The organism is Arthrobacter sp. Y3225209 (assembly GCF_059090685.1).
The window spans coordinates 21474-37501 of the sequence record NZ_JBNHFW010000023.1; the positions used below are offsets into that span (position 1 = coordinate 21474).

Consider the following 16028-nt stretch of genomic DNA (forward strand, 5'->3'; position numbering starts at 1 on the left):
CTATGACCTCCATTCCATCCCGGTTTCCCGGGCTTTTCTGAATTACGTCATGAAATATTGACGTAATTCGCCCGAGTGGTCCACTGTTTCTTCGTTACCTTTCCGAAATGCACTTTCAAGGGAGTCCGCAGTGTCCTTGCTGCATCACGCCGGCCCGTCCGGCGACATCCGTTTCCACGTTGACGAGGCCTTCGCAGGCGGGCATTTGTTCAATGCCGGCAACAGCGCCCGCTATGCCGCCGGTATGCGTCTGGCCATCGATGCAGTCGCGGCAAAAGTCGAAACCGCTGCCGGCCCGTTCAGCGGCATTGCGCCGGCAGATCTGGCCCCGGTCGTGGCCGGCGTGGATCTGGACACCCCGCTGCCGGACACCGCCGCGGCCCTCGCCGAGCTGGAATCGGTGTACCTGCGCGATGCCGTGTACTTCCACCACCCCAAATATGCCGCGCACCTGAACTGCCCCGTGGTTATCCCTGCCCTGGTAGGCGAGGCGATCCTTTCAGCGGTGAACTCCTCCATGGACACCTGGGACCAGAGCGCCGGCGCAACCCTGATTGAACAGCGGCTGATCCGCTGGACCGCAGACCGGCTCGGACTCGGACCGCAGGCCGACGGCGTGTTCACCAGCGGGGGCAGCGCCTCCAACCAGCAGGCACTGCTGATCGCACGGAACCGCGCGGTGGCAGCGCTGCGCACGGACCCCGGCCATAAAGGGCGGCGGCTGCCCGAGCTGCTTGGCGGGCTGCGTATCTTCGCCTCGGAAGCCAGCCACTTCAGCATCCGCAAATCCGCATCGATGCTGGGCCTGGGGTACGACGCCGTCATTCCGGTTCCGTGCGACGCCAACCGCCGCATGGACATGCAGGCCCTCGAGGCAGCCATGTCCGCGAGCGCTGCACGGGGCGAACGCGCCATGGCGGTGGTCGCCACCGCCGGGACCACGGATTTCGGCAGCATCGATCCCCTGCTTCAGACCGCCCGGCTGGCCGAGGAGCACGGCGCATGGCTGCACGTGGACGCAGCCTACGGTGGCGGGCTGATCACCTCCCGGCGCCACCGCCACCTGCTCGACGGCATCGGCGCCGCAGACTCAGTCACGGTGGATTTCCACAAGACGTTTTTCCAGCCGGTCAGCTCCAGCGCCCTGCTGGTCCGCGAGGCCGCGATGCTCGGGCACGTGACCTACTACGCCGACTACCTCAATCCCGAAAGCGCCGCCCGGGACGCCATCCCCAACCAGGTGGACAAGAGCATCCAGACCACCCGCCGGTTTGATGCACTGAAGCTCTGGCTCACCCTGCGGATCATGGGGGCCGACGGCGTGGGCGCACTTCTCGACGCGGCCATCGATCTGGCAGCCGCCACCGGGGAGCTGGTGGAAGCCGACCCGGACTTCGACACCGCAGCACCTGTCCAGCTGAGCACACTGGTCTTCCGGTACCGGCCGGCCGGCCGGGACGGGCGGAAGGCCGATGAGGAGACGTCCGACGCGCTGAACCTGCACATCCGGCGGGCCCTCTCCGCTTCGGGCAAGGCGCTCGTGGCCGGCACCACTGTGGCCGGACGGCACTTCCTGAAGTTCACCCTGCTCAACGCGGACACCACGCTGGAGGACGTGCGCCAGATCCTCGCGCTCATTCGCCGTGCCGGAGCCGACTACCTCGCCGGAGCCGCAGCATGAGCGCCGCGGAAGCCGCTGCAACCGAACCGCTCTATGACCTGCTGGGCATCGGCGTCGGGCCCTTCAACCTGGGTCTGGCCGCACTCACTGATCCCCTGCCGGAACTGAACACCCTGTTCCTGGACAGCAGCAGCGGCTTTGACTGGCACCCGGGCATGATGCTCGAGTCCGCGCACCTGCAGGTGCCGTTTATGGCCGATCTGGTGACGCTGGCCGATCCGTGCTCGCGCTATTCCTTCCTGAACTTCCTCAAGCAGACCAACCGGCTGTACCGGTTCTACATCCGGGAGAACTTCTATCCGCTGCGGGCTGAGTTCAACGCGTACTGCCGCTGGGTAGCCGATCAGCTCCCCGGCGTCCGGTTCGGGCACCGGGTCACCGGCATCGTGCACCTGTCCGACGGCGGCGAATCCGTGTACGAGGTGACCGCTCAGAGCGCGGCAGGCATCCGGAGGTACCGGACCCGGCGGCTGGTGCTGGGCACCGGGACCCGGCCCTACCTGCCGCCCGCCGCGCAATCCCTGCGGCAGACCGGCGCCACCGTGCTGCACAACAGTGACTACCTGGCACGCAAACAGGAGCTGCAGCAGAAGCGATCCATCACCATTGTCGGGTCCGGCCAAAGCGCCGCCGAGCTGTACCTGGACCTGCTGGAGGAGATGGACGGCCACGGGTATGAGCTGAACTGGGTCACCCGGTCCGGCCGGTTCTTCCCGCTGGAGTACACCAAGCTCACCTTGGAAATGACTTCGCCGGACTATGTCGACTACTTCCATGCCCTGCCCGGGGCGTCCCGCGACCGGCTCATCGCGCAGCAGAAGAACCTGTACAAGGGCATCGATTCCGATCTGATCAACACCATTTACGACACCCTGTATGCCAAGAGCCTGCGCGCGGAACCCCGGACCCGGCTGCTCACCCACCTGGAGCTGCGCGGGGCAACAGTCAACCCCGCGACGGGAGCATCCACGCTGGAGCTGCACCACACCGAGCAGGACCGCCCGTTCAGCCTGCAAAGTGACGCCGTGGTCCTGGCCACCGGCTACACCTACCGGGAACCGGAGTTCCTGACAGGCATCGCACAGCGGATCCGCCGTGACGCCGCGGGACGCTTCGACGTCGACCGCTGGTACGGAATCGGCACCGAACCGGGCGAAATTTTCGTGCAGAACGCCGAACTGCACACCCACGGTTTTGTCACCCCGGACCTGGGGATGGCCGCCTACCGCAACTCCGCGATTATCCGCGCCGTGCTGGGCCGGGAGGTCTACCCCGTGGAAACCTCCATCACCTTCCAGGAGTTCGGCGCCCCGCAAAACACCGCGGTGCCGGTCCAAGACGAACCTGCCGAGCAGTCGGAGGCCCGCGCATGAACTTCAGCTTCATTCCCGTGGACCCCGCCGCCGACGCCCCGCTACTGCACAGCTGGATGACCCGGGACTACGCAAGGTTCTGGGGCATGCTCAATGCCTCTGTGACCGACGTCGAACGCGAATACACCGGCATTGCCGCCAACCCGCACCACCATGCCTGGCTGGGCCGCGGGGAGGACGGCACCCCGGCGTTCCTGGCGGAAAGCTACGCCCCGGCGCATTCCCCGCTGGCCGGAACCTATCCGGTGGAGAAGGGCGATCTGGGAATGCATCTGCTGGTGGGGCCGCCGGATGCACCGCAGCCGGGCTTCACATCCGCTGTGTTCCGCGCCGTGCTGGAGTTCCTCTTCGGCGATCCCGCCGTGGACCGGATTGTCGTGGAGCCGGATGTCCGCAACACCAAGATCGCCGCCCTGAATGCCCGCTTCGGATTTGTCCCGGACCGGCTCATCGAACTGCCGGACAAAACCGCCAGCCTCAGTTTCTGCACCCGCGCCGGCTTCGCCGCTGCGCTCAAAGGAGTTACCCCGTGACACGCACAGCCGCCCCCGCTGCCACACCCGTTGCCCCGGCCCCTGGCCCGGAAACCACCTCACCCGGCACCACCTCACCCGGCACCACCGCACACCTCACGCCCGAGCGCTGGAACCGCGCCAACCGGCATCTGGTTCGCAAGGCGATTGCCGAGTTCTCCCACGAGCGCATCCTGCAGCCGTTGGAAGAAACCGGCCGGGACGGCATGTTCCGGCTGACGTCGGATGACGGCCGTGCCGTATACCGGTTCCGGGCAACCGTGCTTGCGCTGCAGCACTGGAATGTCGCCGCCGAGAGCATCGAACGCACCCTGGACGGGGCCGGCGCTGCCCTGGACGCCTTGGATTTCATCACCGAATTCGCCGGCACGCTGGGCATCAATGAGCAGATGCTGCCCGTGTACCTGGAGGAGATTTCCTCCACGCTCGCCTCCGCCGCGTTCAAGGATGCCCCCGATGCTCCGGACTCCGGGCTGCTGGCAGCCGGTCTTACCGGCGGCGCGGATCCGGCAGCGGATTTCCAGGCCGTGGAGCGTTCCATGACCGAGGGGCATCCCTGCTTTGTGGCCAACAACGGGCGGCTGGGGTTCGGATCCGGTGATTACCTGGCCTACGCCCCGGAAGCGGGCGCGCCTATCCGGCTGGAGTGGATCGCGGTACGGGCGGACCGGACCCGGTTCACTGCGGTGGCCGGGATGGATTACAGGCGGCATCTGCACAAGGAACTCGGCGCCGCCACACTCGCGGCCTTTGAGTCGGCCCTCGCCGCCGCCGGCCTGGACCCGGCCGGCTACTACTATCTGCCCGTCCACCCCTGGCAGTGGCGGAACAAGCTCAGCGTCACCTTCGCCGCCGACGTCGCCAACCGGCACATTGTCCATCTGGGCACCGGCGAGGACACCTATCAGGCCCAGCAGTCCATCCGTACCTTCTTCAACCGGTCCAAGCCGTCCCGCTGCTACGTAAAGACCGCACTGTCCGTGGTGAACATGGGCTTTATGCGCGGCCTCTCCCCCGAGTACATGGTGGCTACCCCGGCGATCAATGACTGGCTGCACGGCCTGGTCTCTGCGGATCCCGCCCTCCAGGCGGCGGACTTCCGGATCCTGCGCGAGGTGGCCGCCATCGGATACACCAACCGCTACTACGACGCCGCGGCGCCCAAGGGCTCCCCGTACCGGAAAATGCTGGCGGCACTATGGCGGGAAAGCCCGCTGGACCAGCTCGACGACGGCGAGCAGCTGGCCACCATGGCCTCCCTGCTGCACACGGACGCGGCCGGGACGCCGTTTGCCTCGGCGCTCATCAGCCGGTCCGGTCTGCCCGCCCGGCAGTGGCTCCGCCGGTACCTGGAGGCCTATCTGGTGCCGCTGCTGCACTGCTTTTACGCCTATGACCTGGCCTTTATGCCGCACGGAGAAAACCTGATCCTGGTGCTGCGCGGCGGCGTGCCGCAGCGGGTCTTTATGAAGGACATTGCCGAAGAGATTGTGGTGATGGGCGAGAAAGTGGAACTGCCCGAAGAGGTATCCCGTGTCCGCGTGCAGATCCCGGCGGAGGAAAAGGTCCTCTCCCTCTTCACTGATGTCTTCGACTGCTTCTTCCGCTTCCTGTCCGCCCTCCTGCATGAGGACGGCATCCTGGACCAGCAGGACTTCTGGGCAGAGGTGGCCGAGACCGTGGCGCAGTACCAGGACGCCCATCCCGAATTCGCCGATGATTTTGCGGCATCGGATCTCTTTGCGGAGGATTTCGTCCTCTCCTGCCTGAACCGCCTGCAGCTGCGCAACAACCAGCAGATGCTGGACCTTAGCGATCCGTCCGGCGGCCTCCAGTTCTCCGGGCGCATCCCCAACCCGCTGGCCGGGTTCCGTCCGGCGTCGAGCGGGCACTAGCCCGCCCCTGTCTGCTGCCGGTTTGGGAAATCCCTCCGCTGCGAAGTGGCAGGGGTTTCCCAAACCGGTCGCTTTCTCCCATACTTGCAGCGAATGCGGCGCCGAAGGGGGCCTGGAGGAAGGTGGCTTTAATATTCCCGCGAGCTCTGCGAGCGCGGAATTTCGTTGCCGCCGTTCCAGGCCCCCGCAGGCGCCGGGACGGGACAGAGCACTACCGCAGCGCGGAAACCCCGGTAATGTCCCGCCCGACAATCAGGCTGTTGATTTCGTAGGTGCCCTCGTAGGTGTAGATCGCCTCCGCGTCGGCGAAGATCCGGGCCATCCGGTAATCCGTGACTATCCCGTTCCCGCCCAGCAGGCTGCGGCCTATCGCCACGCTTTCGCGCATCCGTGCAGTGGCGTAGGACTTGGCCAGTGCAGCCCGGGCCATCTCGCCGGGTGAACCGCTGCGCGCTACGTAGCCGCCGTGTTCCAGTTCCGTGACCCGTGCCAGCATTCCGGTGCTGGCCACCGTGTTGCCCAGCATCTGGACCAGCTGCTGCTGGATGAGCTGGAAGGAGGCGAGCGGGTGGCCGAACTGCAGGCGCCCGACGGCGTAGTCCCGGGCAACGTCGAACGCGGCCATCTGCGCGCCCACTGCCTGCCAGCCCACCATGATCCGTGAGCCGCGCAGCAGCTGCTTGGTGTCATCGAAGCTGTCCACGCCGGCGAGCAGGTCCGCTTCGGGTACGCGGACATCGGTCAGGACAATGTCCGCGTTCTGCACGGTGCGCAGTGCGGTCTTGTTTTCGATCCGGGTCCGGGTGACGCCGGGCAGGTTGGCGTTCAGCAGGAACCCGCGGGTCCGGCCGGTTCCAGGCTCCTTCGCCCACAGGACCATGTAGTCGCAGAAGGTCCCGTTGCCAATCCAGCGTTTGGTGCCGTTGAGGATCCAGGTGTCCCCGTCCCGCACCGCGGTGGTGGCCATCCCGCCGGCGACGTCGGAACCGTGCTCAGGCTCGGTCAGTGCGAAGGCGCCGGTGATGCGCAGGGCCCGTGCGTCGTCGAGCAGCCGGTCCTTCTGCTCCTCGGAGCCGAAGGCATGCAGGGCCTCCACAAACAGGTCATGGTGGACCATAAAGAAGGTGGCAATGGAGGTGTCCGCACGGGTGATCTCCGCGATCACCAGTCCAGCGAACAGCGGCGAGTAACCCTGCTGTACGGGTGTGGACAGGCCCAGGTCCGCCAGCTTCGGCAGCAGCTCCGCCGGGAAGCGGGCCTCGTTCCACCAGGTGTCGGCGTACGGGAGCACTTCGTCGGCGAGGAAGCGGCGCAGTTGCGCCAGTTTCTCCTGCTCGGTTTCACTCAGCAGAGCTTCGAAACCGTAAAAGTCGGCGTCGGGCAGGTTCAGTTGCGGGGCGTGCGTCATCAGGGTCAGCGCGGTCCCATCCGGATGGCGCCGTCCAGCCGGATGGTTTCACCGTTGAGCATCTGGTTCTCGATGATGTGCGCGGCCAGGGAGGCGTACTCCGTGGCCCGGCCCAGCCGCGAGGGGTGCGGAACCTGTGCGGCCAGCGAGTCCTGGGCGGCCTGCGGCAGCCCGGCCATCATGGGTGTCTCGAAGATCCCCGGCGCAATGGTGACCACCCGGATCAGGTGCCGGGCCAGTTCGCGGGCCATGGGCAGGGTCATTGCGGCAACGCCGCCCTTGGACGCGGCGTAGGCGGGCTGGCCGATCTGCCCGTCAAAGGCCGCCACGGAGGCGGTGTTGATGATGACCCCGCGCTCCTCGGTGCCGTTGGCCGTCACCGGGTCCGTTTCGGCCATCGCCGCGGCGGCCAGCCGGGACACGTTGAACGTGCCGATCAGGTTGACGCTGACCACCCGGGCGAAGTCCTCCAGCGGCAGCACACCGTCGCGGCCCAGGACCTTCCCCGGGGTGGCGATACCGGCGCAGTTCACGGCCACCCGGAGCGGCCCTGCGGCCATGGCGGCTTCCACGGCGGCCTGCATCTGGTCCGGATCGGTGACGTCGCCGGGGACAAAGTGCGCGTTGTCGCCCAGTTCTTCGGTGTAGGCGAGCCCGCCGGACTGCGGCAGGTCCACCACCACCACGGAGGCGCCGGCGTCGTAAAGTTTCCGTGCCGTGGCCCGGCCGAGCCCGGAGGCTCCCCCGGTCACTATTGCCGACGCACCTGCGATGTCCATGCATTCCTCCTGAAGTACCGAATTCGAACCGGGGTACCTGCCCCGGCCGCCGGAGAACTGTCGCGCAGATCACACCGGCAGGTCGAGCCTACTGTGCGCGGGCCGGTGCCGCATCCCCGGCTGCTGGTCTAGGGTGGGCGCATGCTCTTCGAGGATCCGGACATGGATGCCGACGCCCGCGCCGAGGCGGCCGGCGCTGCCGTGAGCGCCGCCTTTGGCCGCCAGCTCGCGGGGCTGCCGGGAACCCATCTTGCCGCCACCAGCCGGCCGGCGTCCCGCCTGCAGCAGCTGCGCCAGCCCTGGCACTACTGGTGGCAGGCGCACTATGTGGATGCCCTTCTGGACGCCGCCCTCCGCGAGCGCCGCACCGGCGCTCCGTTCCGCGGTCCGGATCTGCCGTCCGCAGCGGACCTGGCGGCGACCCTGGTCAGGACCATCGGCCTGCGCAACCGGATGCGCTACACCAACCGTTTCTACGACGACATGGCCTGGCTCGCCCTGGCCGTGGGCCGGCTGAACCTGCTCTCCGGATCGCGGGACCGGCAGCGGCCCTACCGGAAAATCCTGCAGGCGCTGAACGCCGCACTGGTCTCCGCGCACACGCCGGAACTGGGCGGCGGGTTGTACTGGAACCGGGACCGGACGTTCAAAAACACACCGGCCACCGGCCCGGCGGCCCTGCATTTTGTCCGAAGCGGTTCCCGGGACCGTGCGCAGGAACTGGTGGACTGGCTCAACGCCACCCTGATAGATCCCCAGACCGGCCTGTACATGGACGGCGTGAAGATGGTGGGCGGGCATCCGCAGCTGGAATCCCGGGTGTTCAGCTACAACCAGGGCCCGGTCCTCGGTGCCCTGCTGGAGCTTGGCGGCAGCGCCAACCTGTCCCGGGCAACGGACCTGGTGAACGGCGTGGCCGCGCACCTGACGGATAACGACGGCGGGGTGCGGGTTTTGCGCACCCACGGCACCGGTGACGGCGGGCTCTTCACCGGCATCCTGGCGCGGTACCTGGCGCAGGCGGCGGTGTCCCCCGCACTGCCGGAATCGGACCGCCGCACGGCTGCCGCGCTGGTGGATGCCACCGCGCAGGCACTCTGGGACGGGCGGAGCAAACGCGGTGACTGGCTGGTGTTCGGCATCCGCCCGCTGGAACCGGCAGCGGCTGCCTACCCGGGCGGTTCCGCCGTCGGGCTCTCCACCCAGCTGCAGGCCTGGATGATCCTGGAGGCCGCCGCCCGCGTGCACCGGGCGGGCGCGGACCCGGACTAACCCGTGCCGGTTCCGGCCAGGGATCCCCGGCGGTTCAGCTGACCTTTAGCGGATGCTGCGACGCGGCGGCCGTCGGGTCCAGGTCCGCCAGGGTGATGAGGTGTTGCGGATGCTCCGGCAACGGGAAGCTCCTGTCCACCTGCAGGTTGCTGTCCACATGCAGCAGCTCCCCGGAATCCAGCAGCCGCCAGTTGGGATTGGCATCCATCTTTTCCGTCGCCAGCAGCACCGCGGGCCGCTGCTCCCGGCCCATCTGCTCGCTGTGGAGGGAGATCCGCTCGCTGTGCTTTTCGTTGTGGGGGCCTTCCGGCGCCTCCTGCAGGACGTACAGCGGGTGTGTGTCCGGGTAGCGGACGGCCCAGACGTCGGTGGGTGTGGTGAGGATGATGTTCACGGCGTAAAGCCGGAGGTTTCGGGCCACCCAGGTCAGTGCCGTGCCGATGGCCGCGCCCACGTTTCCGCCGTTGTTCCTTGCCTCGGCGGTGATGAGGGCAAACACGCGTTCGCTGTCGGTTTCGCCCCGCACCAGGTCATAGGCATCGAGCTGGCGCAGCCGGTTATCCAGCACATCCAGGTCTTCCACCACCCCGTTGTGTGCCAGCAGCCTGTTGTCCTGCACAAAGGGGTGGGTGTTCACCGCGGTGTTTCCGCCGGTGCTGGCGTAGCGGACGTGGGCAAGGAAGGTGGTGCTTTCCAGCTCCCGTGCTTCCTGCGCGTATTTCACGTCCTCATACGCGGCGACCGGGGCCTTGTCGACTTCCGGTGTTCCGTCCGGGGCAAAGGTGCCTATCCCGAACCCGTCGGCTTCCTTGCGGCTTTGCCGGGACAGGCTGTCCGGTGCCGTCAGCAGCCAGAAGGTCGCGTGGACGGGGGTTTTCCCTGCGTGCATCCCAAAGAGCCGGCACATCGTGGACCTCCTGGTTGGATCCTAAGCGTCCCGCGGGCCGTCAGCGGATGGCAAGGGCCCGGGCATTCGTTTCTGCGGGTAGGGGGCACGCTGTTCGCTCAGCATCTGCACAAAGGCGGCAATCCGGCGTTCGCGGGCGGCCTGCGTTTTGAGGGTTTTCAGCCGAAAGTACAGCGCATACCGGTTCTGCGCGGTCAGGACGTCATACATCGCCTGGGCCTCGGGGACCTGTGCGATGGCCGCGCGCAGGTCATCGGGGATTTCAGCCGCCGCGGACCCGGCGTACGCGGCATCCCAGCGCCCGTCCACCTTGGCACTGAGCACCGCATCCCGGCCGGCCGGATGCATCCTGCCTTCCGCTTCGAGCCGGGCAATATGCCCTACGTTGCGCAGCGACCAGATGCTGCGCGGACCGCGCGGCTGGAAACGCTGCAGGTAGCTTTCCTCGTCCCGCTTGTTCGCCTGCCCGTCAATCCAGCCAAAGCACAGGGCTTCGTCCAAGGCAGTGCGGTACGTCAGGCTGGTGACGCTGCCGCCCTTGCGGCCCAGCACCAGGCGCACTCCCTGGGACTGTGCGTAGCTGTGTTCCAGCCACTGCCGCCATGCCCCCGCGTCCGGCAGGAGGAGCTCGGGAAACTCCCGTGTCATGGCCCAAGTCTAGGCACCGGCGGAGGGGGCGGGAAGCGTCCGGTGCGGTTCCGCACCGGTTCAGCCGATGGCCGAAGCCCAGCGTGCCGAATGACGGGTGCGGGGGCTTTGGGGTAGAACACTCCTATGAACGTTCGTACTCCTGATCCCTATCCAGGCTGGCTCTCCGAGGAAGACCTCTATGAAGCCAGGCAGCGGCTCCCCATGGTTTACGTGGAAGCAGTGCCGGTCCGCTGCGACCCGCTGGGCTACGTCACGGAAGTCGGGCTGCTGCTGCAGGCCACGCCCGAAGGCCGGATGGTGCGTTCCTTCGTGTCCGGGCGCGTGATGTACCGGGAGACCATCCGGGGCGCCCTGCTGCGCCACCTGGAAAAGGATCTTGGGCCGCTTGCCCTCCCGCAGCTGCCGCCCACCCTGGTGCCGTTCGCCGTCGCCGAGTTCTTCCCGTCGCCGTCGCAAAGCGGGCTGACGGACGAACGCCAACATGCCGTGGCCCTGGCCTACCTGATTCCGGTGACCGGTGAGTGCAGTCCGCGCCAGGATGCCCTGGAACTGTCCTGGCTCACTCCGGAGGAAGCCCTGAGTCCGGAAATCTATGCCGAGTTCTCCGGCGGCCGCGGCGACCTGCTCCGTCAGGCCCTCGCCTCGGCCGGATGGGGCCGCTGAGCGGCGTAACCAGAGCTTTATATAATGGGGGCTTTGGGGAGCCGAGGTCCAACCACGAAGGAATCGCCATGTCTGAGAGCCAGCCGGAATCGTATACATTCCGGGTCAATGCGGAGCTGCTTTCCCCCGGGCAGCAGCTGGTCCCGGGCGACGGCGCCGCCGCACCGCTGGCTCCAGTGGCGGGCACCAGCCTGGAGGATGATGACTTCGGCACTCCGGCGCTGGTCATCGTGAAGCTTGAGGACGGGGAAAGCGTGCGCCTGGCGTACGCCTCCTCGGTCCGGGTGCTGGCTCCGGCACCCGAGGGCTCGCCGTCGGACGCCGTCCGCCGGATCCCGTCCGAAGAGGACAACGCGGCGGAGATCCTCTCCACTGCCGCGGCTGCCCATCCGGAGAATGCGGCAGTACAGGAGATCACCTCCCGGCTGGAACGCGGACTGAACGTGAAGTCCGGCAGCAACCTGCAGGACGTGCGTGATCTGGCGCATCTCCTGTTTGTGGACCTCGGCGATGCGGAAAACGCCCTGAAGGTCTGCAACATCATCACCGGGCTGCCCTTCGACGGGAACTTCGGGCGCTGGAACTGGATCCAGGGCACTCTGGCGCTCGCTGCGCACATCACCCATGAGGCCGGCGACGACGAGAGTGCCGCCGCCTACAGCCAGGCGGTCCGCGCGGCGGACGCCTCCGAAACGGATCCGCTGAAGGCCAAGCTGGCCGCCGAGCTGCTGCAGCGGCAGCTGAACGAGCCGAACCTGTATGACCGGGAGATCCACCGGGCGGCCGAGGCCGGCAACGCGGACAGTGAGCGGGAATGGCGGATCCTGCGCCTGAACTCGCTGCTGTACCTGCGTGCCCACGGCGGGTCGCAGACCCTTTCCGACGCCGAACTCGAGCGCCGGATCCGTACCGAACTGATCGCCGTCCGGGGCTAGTTCAGCGGCCCCGGCGCACCGCGGCGCAGGTGTTTCCGGCGCAGGTGCATGGCCAGCACAACGGCCATGCCGACGGCGGCGCCGATCAGTGTTTCAATGCCGCGGTCCTGCAGCAGGTGCATCGGATTGCTCGGGTGGGCCAGCTCGGTGCTGACCAGGGCCAGCGGCGTCACCACCACCTGGGCCAGGGCGTATTGGCGGGCGATGAACATTTCCGCGCCGAACTGGCAGGCCGCGATAACCAGGACCATCTGCCACGGTTCCAGTCCGGGCAGCAGGATCAGTGCGGTCAGCAGCAGGCCGCCGAACGTCCCCAGGATGCGCTGCAGGCCCCGGTAGACCCGGTGCCGTACGGTCTGGCCCACCAGCGGAACGGTGGCCGCGACCATGGCCCAGTAGTTGTGGCCGATCCCCAGCAGGGTGGCAATGGAGCCGGCCAGCGAGGCGGCCACGGCATACTGCAGCCCGTCAAGATAGATGAACCGCCGCTGGGCAGCGGAGAACCGCGGCCGTGCGGGTTTGTCCCAGGCGGTCCGGTACTTTTTCAGGAACATCCCGGACTGGCCAACCAGGATGGAAAAGGACACGGTCAGCACTGCGGTGAGCATGCCCTGCCAGACCGGCGGCTGGTTGGGCACGGAGGAGATGGCTGCAAAGGCGAAGATATGGAACAGCGATCCCGCCGGCCGCAGCCGCCAGAAACCGGTGGCCACGGTTCCCAGCCCGGCAACGAGGGTAGTGCCCACCACGGTGCCCCAGGCATCCAGGTCCAGGCGTGCGCACAGTGCAGCCGCCAGGATGACCGCCAGCATCAGGGCGCCGGCCCGGCCCTGATGGCCCAGGCGCTGGCGGTGCGGTTCGTTCCGCCCGTAGATCCCGGTGAACGCACCGAAGCTTGCAAAGATGGCCAGGTCTATCCGCCCCAGGAACAGCACCAGGAGCAGCGGCAGGCCAATGCCGACGGCACAGCGGACCGCCGCGTGGTGATCGTTGTGTGCCGGCCCCATCCTGAACATCTCCTGCAGGTGCGTCAAAGCTGTAGCTGCTGCCTTTCCTGTTGTTCGGCGTCGGGGTTATCCGTGACGGGCCCTGGTCTCTGTGGAGTTTTACTTCCGCCGTCCAACGTATCGCCGCCTTATGGCAGGCCTGAATAAATGTGGTGAACCTCCCAGCCCCGGGCTGCGGCACTCGGCGCCCCGGGGGTAGGGCAAAATGGAAGGGTGTCTTCCTCAGCCTTCTCCTTCACCCTCGGTAAGCGCCTGCGCGAAACCGCTCCGGCAGCGGCAGATGCCCGCGTAGAGGCGAACGGAGGCGGCTTCCAGGGCCGGACCGGCACCATCTCCACCCCGCATGGCGAGATCAAGACGCCGGCGTTTATTGCCGTGGGTACCAAAGCCACGGTGAAGGCCGTCCTGCCGGAGTCCGTGGCGGACCTGGGGGCCCAGGCGGTGCTGGCCAACGCCTACCACCTGTACCTGCAGCCCGGCCCGGACATCCTGGACGAGGCCGGCGGCCTGGGGAAGTTCATGAACTGGTCCGGCCCCACCTTCACCGATTCGGGCGGTTTCCAGGTCATGAGCCTGGGCGCCGGGTTCAAGAAGGTCATCAATATGAACGCCGACGGCACCACGCATGCCACCGGTGCGGACGACGACGTCGCGCCCGGCAAGGAACGGCTCGCGCATATTGACGACGACGGCGTCTGGTTCAAGTCGCACCTGAACGGGGATAAGCACCGGTTCAGCCCCGAGATTTCGATGCAGGTGCAGCACAAAATCGGTGCGGACATCATGTTCGCCTTTGATGAGCTGACCACGCTGATGAACTCGCGCGGCTACCAGGAAATGTCCCTGGAGCGGACCCGGCTGTGGGCGCTGCGGTGCCTGGCCGAACACGCTCGGCTCACCGAGGAACGCGTCGGCAAGCCCTACCAGGCCCTGTTCGGGGTCCTGCAGGGCGCCCAGTATGAGGATCTGCGGCGCAAGGCTGCCCGCGATCTGGGTGCCATGGACTTTGACGGCTTCGGCCTGGGCGGTGCCTTCGAGAAGGAAAACCTCGGCACCATTGTCCGCTGGTGCACGGAAGAGCTGCCGGAGAACAAGCCCCGCCACCTGCTGGGCATCTCCGAGCCGGATGACATCTTCACCGCCATCGAGAACGGCGCCGATACCTTTGACTGTGTCTCCCCCACCCGGGTGGCCCGCAACTCTGCCTTCTACACCCCGTACGGGCGCAAGAACCTCTCCAACGCGAAGTACAAGAAGGACTTCGGTCCGCTGGTGGACGGCTGCGACTGCTACACCTGCACCCACTACACCCGGGCGTACATCCAGCACCTGTTCAAGGCCAACGAGATGGTCTCCCACACGCTGATCTCCATCCACAATGAGCGCTTCACCGTGAAGCTGGTGGACGATGCCCGGCTGTCCATTGAGGACGGGACGTTCTTCGACTTCAAGGCCGAGGTCCTGGGCAAGTACTACAGCGGCACGTAGGTTCCCTGCCGCTGCAGCACCTGGCACCGGGGTTTACCCGGCAGGCTAGTTCCAGGCCCGGGGCAGCGGCTCGTTGTCCTGGTCCGGCTCATCCGTCGGGTTCTGCCGTTCAGCGCCTGGATCCTCCGCGCCGCCCGTCGGGGAACCGTCCGCGTGGCCTGCCTGCTGCTGGCCGCTTTCTGCGTCCTCGTCCTGTCCGGGAACCGGCGGATCAACTATCTGCAGCTGTTCCTCAGCCTTGGTCTCGTTGTGTTCGAAATCTTTGTCCTGGGGCACTGTGTCCTCCTGTGGATTATTCGAAAAAGCCGGGCATGAGGCGGTTATGAATTGTCCGGCTTTGCCAGGGTGTCTTCGTCCTCTTCGAGGGCGGATTGGGAATCACGCTCGGTATCACCGGGGCTGGAATCCTCGCGGGATTCCTCGATCAGTGCCTTCGTGACCTCGTCGTTGAATTCATCCCGGGTGCCTGCCAGGTTTTCATCTGCTGCCTTGGCGCCGGGGTTGGAAACCGGTTCTTCAGTGTTCATGCCGTTGCTCATGCTTTTGCTCCCGCCGTATCGGTGAAGGTAAACGCGTGCGTTCCCCTACCCTTGCACATCACGGGACGGATTTCTCCCCGGCAGGGCAGGCCCCGGGAGAGCCGTATTCGGAGCCTAGCGCCCGGCCGCGGGCTCCAGCTCAGGGGCGGCGTACGTTGGTTCACGCCGCTTGATGACCTTGATGACGGCGGCGGTGACGGGCACAAACAGGAACTCGACCAGGGTTTTGTAAAGGAATCCGAAGATCACGTAGTTCAGGAACCCGGCGGCGTCGGTAATCCCGATCACCGGTGCCGCCACGGCGCAGAAAATCAGGGTGTCCGCGAACTCCCCCACACCGGTGGAGGCCATCAGCCGTCCGGCCAGGGCTTTTTCCCGGAACCGTTCCTTCATCCGCACCAGCACCAGCGAGTTCAGCAGCTGGCCCGCAAGGAACCCGAGCAGGCTGGCCAGCACTATCTGCCAGACCGGGCCCAGCGCCACCTCCAGCGCGGCCTGCTTTTCCTGCCCGTAGGCATCATCGAAACCGGGCAGCGCAATGATGATCGCGAAACTGACGACGGCGAGCAGCGCCATGCCGAATCCGGTGAAGATCGCACGGCGGGCAGCCTTAAAGCCGTACACCTCGGACACCACGTCGCCGAGGATGTACGCCAGCGGGAACAGGAAGAACCCGCCGTCGGTGACAATCTCCAAACCGCCCGGCAGGTCAAAGTGCACGCCCTTGCTGGCGCCGATGTTGGAAATGACAATCACCACGCACATCAGCGTGAGGATCAGGTCATACTGGGAGCTCCCGCGGGAGGCGTAGATTGCAGGGGTTTTTGCAGCTGCCCGTGGCTGTGCAGTCATGGCATTTCCGTTTCGGTAGTGGTTCGCCTGGCGTCCGCCGGCTGT

16 protein-coding genes are annotated in these 16028 nt (G+C 66.6%); 8 read left to right on the forward strand and 8 right to left on the reverse strand.

What is annotated here, in order from left to right:
- The first annotated feature begins 136 nt into the window (after positions 1 to 136).
- Genes AC5RVB_RS12615 through AC5RVB_RS12630 form a run of 4 tightly spaced genes read left to right on the forward strand, consistent with a single transcriptional unit; the run spans position 137 to position 5482 of the window.
- Positions 137 to 1681, forward strand: a complete 1545-nt coding sequence (locus AC5RVB_RS12615; protein WP_494142868.1) for a pyridoxal phosphate-dependent decarboxylase family protein — start codon at positions 137 to 139, stop codon at positions 1679 to 1681.
- On the forward strand, positions 1678 to 3054 hold the full coding sequence (locus tag AC5RVB_RS12620) for a lysine N(6)-hydroxylase/L-ornithine N(5)-oxygenase family protein (RefSeq protein ID WP_494142852.1): 1377 nt from the start codon (positions 1678 to 1680) through the stop codon (positions 3052 to 3054). Before AC5RVB_RS12615 ends, AC5RVB_RS12620 begins: the two co-directional genes overlap by 4 nt.
- The gene (locus AC5RVB_RS12625; protein WP_494142853.1) at positions 3051 to 3587 is read left to right on the forward strand and encodes a GNAT family N-acetyltransferase; all 537 of its coding nucleotides are present in this window, start codon (positions 3051 to 3053) and stop codon (positions 3585 to 3587) included. Before AC5RVB_RS12620 ends, AC5RVB_RS12625 begins: the two co-directional genes overlap by 4 nt.
- Positions 3584 to 5482 carry an IucA/IucC family protein gene (locus tag AC5RVB_RS12630; protein WP_494142854.1) on the forward strand — a complete coding sequence of 633 codons (1899 nt, stop codon included), beginning with the start codon at positions 3584 to 3586 and terminating at the stop codon, positions 5480 to 5482. Before AC5RVB_RS12625 ends, AC5RVB_RS12630 begins: the two co-directional genes overlap by 4 nt.
- A gap of 211 nt (positions 5483 to 5693) precedes the next feature.
- On the opposite strand, the gene AC5RVB_RS12635 is transcribed toward AC5RVB_RS12630, so the two are convergent.
- Together AC5RVB_RS12635 and AC5RVB_RS12640 are read right to left on the reverse strand one after the other, a co-directional pair.
- The gene (locus AC5RVB_RS12635; protein WP_494142855.1) at positions 5694 to 6890 is read right to left on the reverse strand and encodes an acyl-CoA dehydrogenase family protein; all 1197 of its coding nucleotides are present in this window, start codon (positions 6888 to 6890) and stop codon (positions 5694 to 5696) included.
- A gap of 5 nt (positions 6891 to 6895) precedes the next feature.
- Positions 6896 to 7669 carry an SDR family NAD(P)-dependent oxidoreductase gene (locus AC5RVB_RS12640; protein WP_227904920.1) on the reverse strand — a complete coding sequence of 258 codons (774 nt, stop codon included), beginning with the start codon at positions 7667 to 7669 and terminating at the stop codon, positions 6896 to 6898.
- A gap of 141 nt (positions 7670 to 7810) precedes the next feature.
- Between AC5RVB_RS12640 and AC5RVB_RS12645 the strand changes: the two genes are divergently transcribed.
- The gene (locus tag AC5RVB_RS12645; RefSeq protein ID WP_494142856.1) at positions 7811 to 8941 is read left to right on the forward strand and encodes a glycoside hydrolase family 76 protein; all 1131 of its coding nucleotides are present in this window, start codon (positions 7811 to 7813) and stop codon (positions 8939 to 8941) included.
- Between the two features lie 34 nt (positions 8942 to 8975).
- On the opposite strand, the gene AC5RVB_RS12650 is transcribed toward AC5RVB_RS12645, so the two are convergent.
- On the reverse strand, positions 8976 to 9848 hold the full coding sequence (locus tag AC5RVB_RS12650; protein WP_494142857.1) for a class II glutamine amidotransferase: 873 nt from the start codon (positions 9846 to 9848) through the stop codon (positions 8976 to 8978).
- A gap of 21 nt (positions 9849 to 9869) precedes the next feature.
- Complete coding sequence (locus tag AC5RVB_RS12655; RefSeq protein WP_227929340.1) at positions 9870 to 10496, reverse strand: YdeI/OmpD-associated family protein; 627 nt, start codon at positions 10494 to 10496, stop codon at positions 9870 to 9872.
- A gap of 126 nt (positions 10497 to 10622) precedes the next feature.
- On the opposite strand from AC5RVB_RS12655, the gene AC5RVB_RS12660 reads away from it, so the two are divergent.
- Entirely contained in the window at positions 10623 to 11162 is a 540-nt protein-coding gene (locus AC5RVB_RS12660) for an NUDIX hydrolase family protein (RefSeq protein WP_227904911.1), read from the forward strand.
- Positions 11163 to 11230: 68 nt separating this feature from the next.
- Positions 11231 to 12097: a DUF6707 family protein gene (locus AC5RVB_RS12665; protein ID WP_494142858.1), complete on the forward strand. Its 867-nt coding sequence runs from the start codon at positions 11231 to 11233 to the stop codon at positions 12095 to 12097.
- On the opposite strand, the gene AC5RVB_RS12670 is transcribed toward AC5RVB_RS12665, so the two are convergent.
- The gene (locus AC5RVB_RS12670) at positions 12094 to 13131 is read right to left on the reverse strand and encodes an FUSC family protein (protein ID WP_494142859.1); all 1038 of its coding nucleotides are present in this window, start codon (positions 13129 to 13131) and stop codon (positions 12094 to 12096) included. The two genes, AC5RVB_RS12665 and AC5RVB_RS12670, sit on opposite strands and share 4 nt — an antisense overlap.
- Positions 13132 to 13317: 186 nt before the next feature.
- Between AC5RVB_RS12670 and tgt the strand changes: the two genes are divergently transcribed.
- Positions 13318 to 14592, forward strand: coding sequence for a tRNA guanosine(34) transglycosylase Tgt (gene tgt, locus AC5RVB_RS12675; protein WP_227904907.1), 1275 nt, complete (start codon positions 13318 to 13320; stop codon positions 14590 to 14592).
- Between the two features lie 45 nt (positions 14593 to 14637).
- On the opposite strand, the gene AC5RVB_RS12680 is transcribed toward tgt, so the two are convergent.
- The 3 genes from AC5RVB_RS12680 to AC5RVB_RS12690 form a co-directional block, all read right to left on the reverse strand.
- Positions 14638 to 14868 (reverse strand): hypothetical protein, encoded by a 231-nt coding sequence (locus AC5RVB_RS12680; RefSeq protein WP_227904904.1) that lies wholly within the window; start codon positions 14866 to 14868, stop codon positions 14638 to 14640.
- A gap of 44 nt (positions 14869 to 14912) precedes the next feature.
- Positions 14913 to 15131 carry a hypothetical protein gene (locus AC5RVB_RS12685; RefSeq protein ID WP_227904902.1) on the reverse strand — a complete coding sequence of 73 codons (219 nt, stop codon included), beginning with the start codon at positions 15129 to 15131 and terminating at the stop codon, positions 14913 to 14915.
- Between the two features lie 114 nt (positions 15132 to 15245).
- Positions 15246 to 15983: a queuosine precursor transporter gene (locus AC5RVB_RS12690; protein WP_227904899.1), complete on the reverse strand. Its 738-nt coding sequence runs from the start codon at positions 15981 to 15983 to the stop codon at positions 15246 to 15248.
- Positions 15984 to 16028 lie beyond the last annotated feature (45 nt).